General features: G+C 67.3%; 2 protein-coding genes. Both read left to right on the top strand.

Going from position 1 to position 3,423, the window contains the following annotated elements:
* Positions 1–223: 223 nt before the first annotated feature.
* Positions 224–562: a CU044_2847 family protein gene (locus tag ACIRA5_RS47975; RefSeq protein ID WP_403703315.1), complete on the top strand. Its 339-nt coding sequence runs from the start codon at positions 224–226 to the stop codon at positions 560–562.
* A partial coding sequence (locus ACIRA5_RS47980; protein WP_403703319.1) for a trypsin-like peptidase domain-containing protein occupies positions 552–3,423 on the top strand: 2,872 nt, incomplete at its 3' end. The genes ACIRA5_RS47975 and ACIRA5_RS47980, both read left to right, overlap by 11 nt.

A 3,423-nucleotide genomic window follows, 5' to 3' on the forward strand; every position in this document is an offset into this window, starting at 1 on the left:
GGCACCTGCACCACCTGCCACCGCCCCCTGCCCAGAACATCCCCCACCAGCCAGAACCTCAGAGCCAGAGCAACCTAACGGAGTCCTACTAGTGCATGGAACTGTTCGCGGGACATTACGCACCAAGGCCGGTACCGTCGTGAGAAAGGATGGTGGCAGCGAGGGCGGGGGCAGCTTGTTACTCAGAATTCCGCTGACCAGTACGGACGGCGAAGATCGATTCATGGTCGCCGAAGTTGATCTCGCAGATGTGGTCGATCTTGGTGATGATGTCGAACTGGTCGCCGAGGGGGGAACGGGTCGGTCAGCACAGGCACTGCAGAGCCTGGCCGAGGCGTTCGACGGTCTGGAGCCGGCTCTGGCGACGATCGTGACCCGATTGCGGACGGCAGCACGAGGCCCCGACACGGTCACGCTCGAGTTCGGTCTGAAGTTCGGGGGCGAAACAGGGGTGATCTTCGCACGCGGTTCGGCCGAGGCGGCCTTGGCGGTGACCATCGCCTGGGACCGTGGCATGCGCGACAGCGGGGAGGGAGAGTCCGAGCCGTCAAATGCGTCCTGAACGGTTCCTGGTGCGCGTATTGGGTGCAGGCAACGCGCCGGTCGGCGTCGCCTTCGTCGCGGGGGAACGAGAGATCGTCACCTGCGCGCACGTGGTCAATGTCGCGCTCGGCCGTGATCGCCGGGTGGCGACCGCGCCTGGGCCGGCGTGGCTCCACGTCGAGTTCCCGTTCGCCGGCGAGGCGGGCGACTCGGTCATACGCGCCGTCAGGGTAGCGGCGTGGTTGCCACTCGAAGGCGTGCCGTTCGAGCTTCGCGATGTCGCGGGACTCAGGCTGAGCGAGGAACTGCCGCTGGGCGTGGAGGCCGCAACCCTCATTTCGTCGGACGACGGTCCTGCGGGTGAGCGTCGCGTAGGGGTATGGGGACCGAACAAGGGAATGCACGGCAAGCCCCGTATGGGCAATGCCGCGGGCCGGTTGATGGGCGCCTACGATCAGGTGCGCCATCAGGTGGACGGTGACCTGCGTGGCATCTTCCGCGTGCAGTCCGGCTACAGCGGCGGGCCTGTCTGGGACCAGAGCACCGGCCAGGTGGTGGGGATCGTGCAAGCGGTCCCACATGATCGAGAGGCCACCGACGTCTACGTCATCGGCGCGGACTTGCTGGTGGAGACGTGGCCCGAGGTGCTGTATCGGCCGCCTCCCAATCCGTACAAGGGCTTGTCCGCCTTCACCGAGGACGACTCGGCCCTGTTCTTCGGCCGGGAGCGGTTCGTCGCGCAGCTCGTCGCGGCGTCCGACCACGACCCGCTCCTCGTCGTGGCCGGGCGTTCCGGCGTGGGCAAGTCCTCGGTCATCGCGGCCGGGCTGGTCCCGACCCTGTCCGCGACCGGAGGTGTCAGGACGGCGACTTTTCGTCCAGGAAGCGGTGCCTTGGTGCACCTGACCGCCGCTTTCGCCCGCGCCGCCGGAGCCCGTGTGCCACTTACCGGGTCGGAGATGAAACTGTGGCGTACGCGGATCGTCGATGAAGGACTCGCCACGGCGGCTGACTACGTGCGTGCGGCGACGGGAGCCTCGCGGATGCTGTTGGTGATCGACCAGTTCGAGCAACTCTTCACCCACCATGCGACTGAACAGCGCAGCACGATCATCGGTTTGCTGAACCAGCTCCTGGTGGAAGGGCCGGACCATCTTCGTGTCGTCCTCAGCGTGCGAAGCGACTTCTTCTGGGATCTCGTCGAATCCGATGATCCCCTGGGCGGCTATGTCCAGACGCACGCTCTTCGGCTGCTGCCGATGTCCGGCGACGATCTGCACCTGGCGATCGCGGCTCCAGCTCGAGCCGCCGGAGGGCGGCACCCCATCGAGTTCGAGGACGGGCTGGCCGGGCTGATCCGGGACGACTTCCAAGGCCGACCGGGAGAGCTGCCACTTCTTGAGTTCACTCTGACTCGGCTCTGGGAGCTCCAGCGGGGACGGATGCTCACCCTCAAGGCGTACCGTAACCTCGGCGGAGTGGCTGCCACACTGGCCGGCCACGCAGAGGACTGCTACGCGGCGTTGCCGCGTGACCAGCAGGAAGCCGCGCAGCGGATATTCACCGAACTTGTCCAAGCCGACAGGCCTGACGTCGCCCGTCAGGTCCACCGTGCAGATCTGCGCGTGGCCGACTGGAGCACCGTCGAGCGGCTGGGTGACGCACGGCTACTGGCCATCAGCACAATGCAAAACAGTGACGATCGAGTCAGCGCCGAGACTCAGGTGGTGGAAGTCGCGCACGAGGCGATCTTGCTCGGATGGGAACGACTCCATCGTTGGGTTGATACGAACCGGGACTTCTCAGCGTGGAAGACCGGCATGGTCGCGGCGCGGCAACAGTGGGTGCAGCACGAGCGAGACCCGGAGCTGCTGCTCCGGGGGCGGCGGCTGGCCGCAGCACTCGGCATGGTCCGCTCACATCCCGAGGACGTGAACGGTGTCGCCGAGTTCATCGCCCTGAGCAAGAGCCAGGCCGATGCCGAGCAGGCCGAACGTCATCGCGTCGCCGACCACTCCGATGCTCTGCTGTGGTCACGCCGAAGCCGTGAAGCCCTGGACGGCGGGCAGTCTGCCCTGGCGTTGCGGTCAGGCATCACCTCCTTGCAGCGCATGCCCACCCTCGACGGTGACAGGGTGGTCCGCCGCATCCTTCGGCTCGCTGGACGTCCCCGCGGCAGCTTCCGGGTTGGCGGTCCGGTGCGTCTCGTGGTGTTCGACGCGGGCGGGAGCAAGGTGCTCACGGCGGGTGGTGATGGGGTGGTACGGGTCTGGGGCGTGAGCGATGGTGTGGAGGTCGCGCGTTTCGAGCATGGCGGGCCGGTGGGTACTGCGGCCTTCGGTCCCGGCGGGGGTCAGGTACTCACTGCGGGTGGTGATGGGGTGGTGCGGGTCTGGGCCACTTCCGGTACCGAAGTCTCCCGTTTCGAACAGGACGAGGAGATCCGGGGGGTGTCCTCCGGCCTGAGCGGGACCTGGGCGGTGACCGCGGACGATCACGGGACGACGCGCATCTGGGACGTGAACGGCGGTGAGGAGATCGCGCGTTTCGAACACGGCGGTCCGGTGAGCATTGCGGCCTTCGGACCCGGCGGGACCCGGGTGGTGACCGCGGACGATCACGGGACGACGCGCATCTGGGACGTGAACGGCGGTGAGGAGATCGCGCGTTTCGAACACGGCGGTCCGGTGAGCATTGCGGCCTTCGGACCCGGCGGGACCCGGGTGGTGACCGCGGACGATCACGGGACGACGCGCATCTGGGACGTGAACGGCGGTGAGGTCTCGGCTTTCAGCCACCAAGGGGTCGTGTCCGCGGCGGTGTTGAGTCCTGATGAGGGCCGGTTGGCCACGGCGTGCGGTGACGGCACCGCGCGGGTGG

Origin of the sequence: Streptomyces sp. NPDC096311, assembly GCF_044763085.1 — a bacterium.
In the GTDB taxonomy this organism is placed as follows: Bacteria; Actinomycetota; Actinomycetes; order Streptomycetales; family Streptomycetaceae; genus Streptomyces.

Coding starts and splice junctions, on each gene's coding strand:
- ACIRA5_RS47975 (WP_403703315.1), top strand. CDS start 224: ATGGTCGCCGAAGTTGATCTCGCAGATGTGGTCGATCTTGGTGATGAT.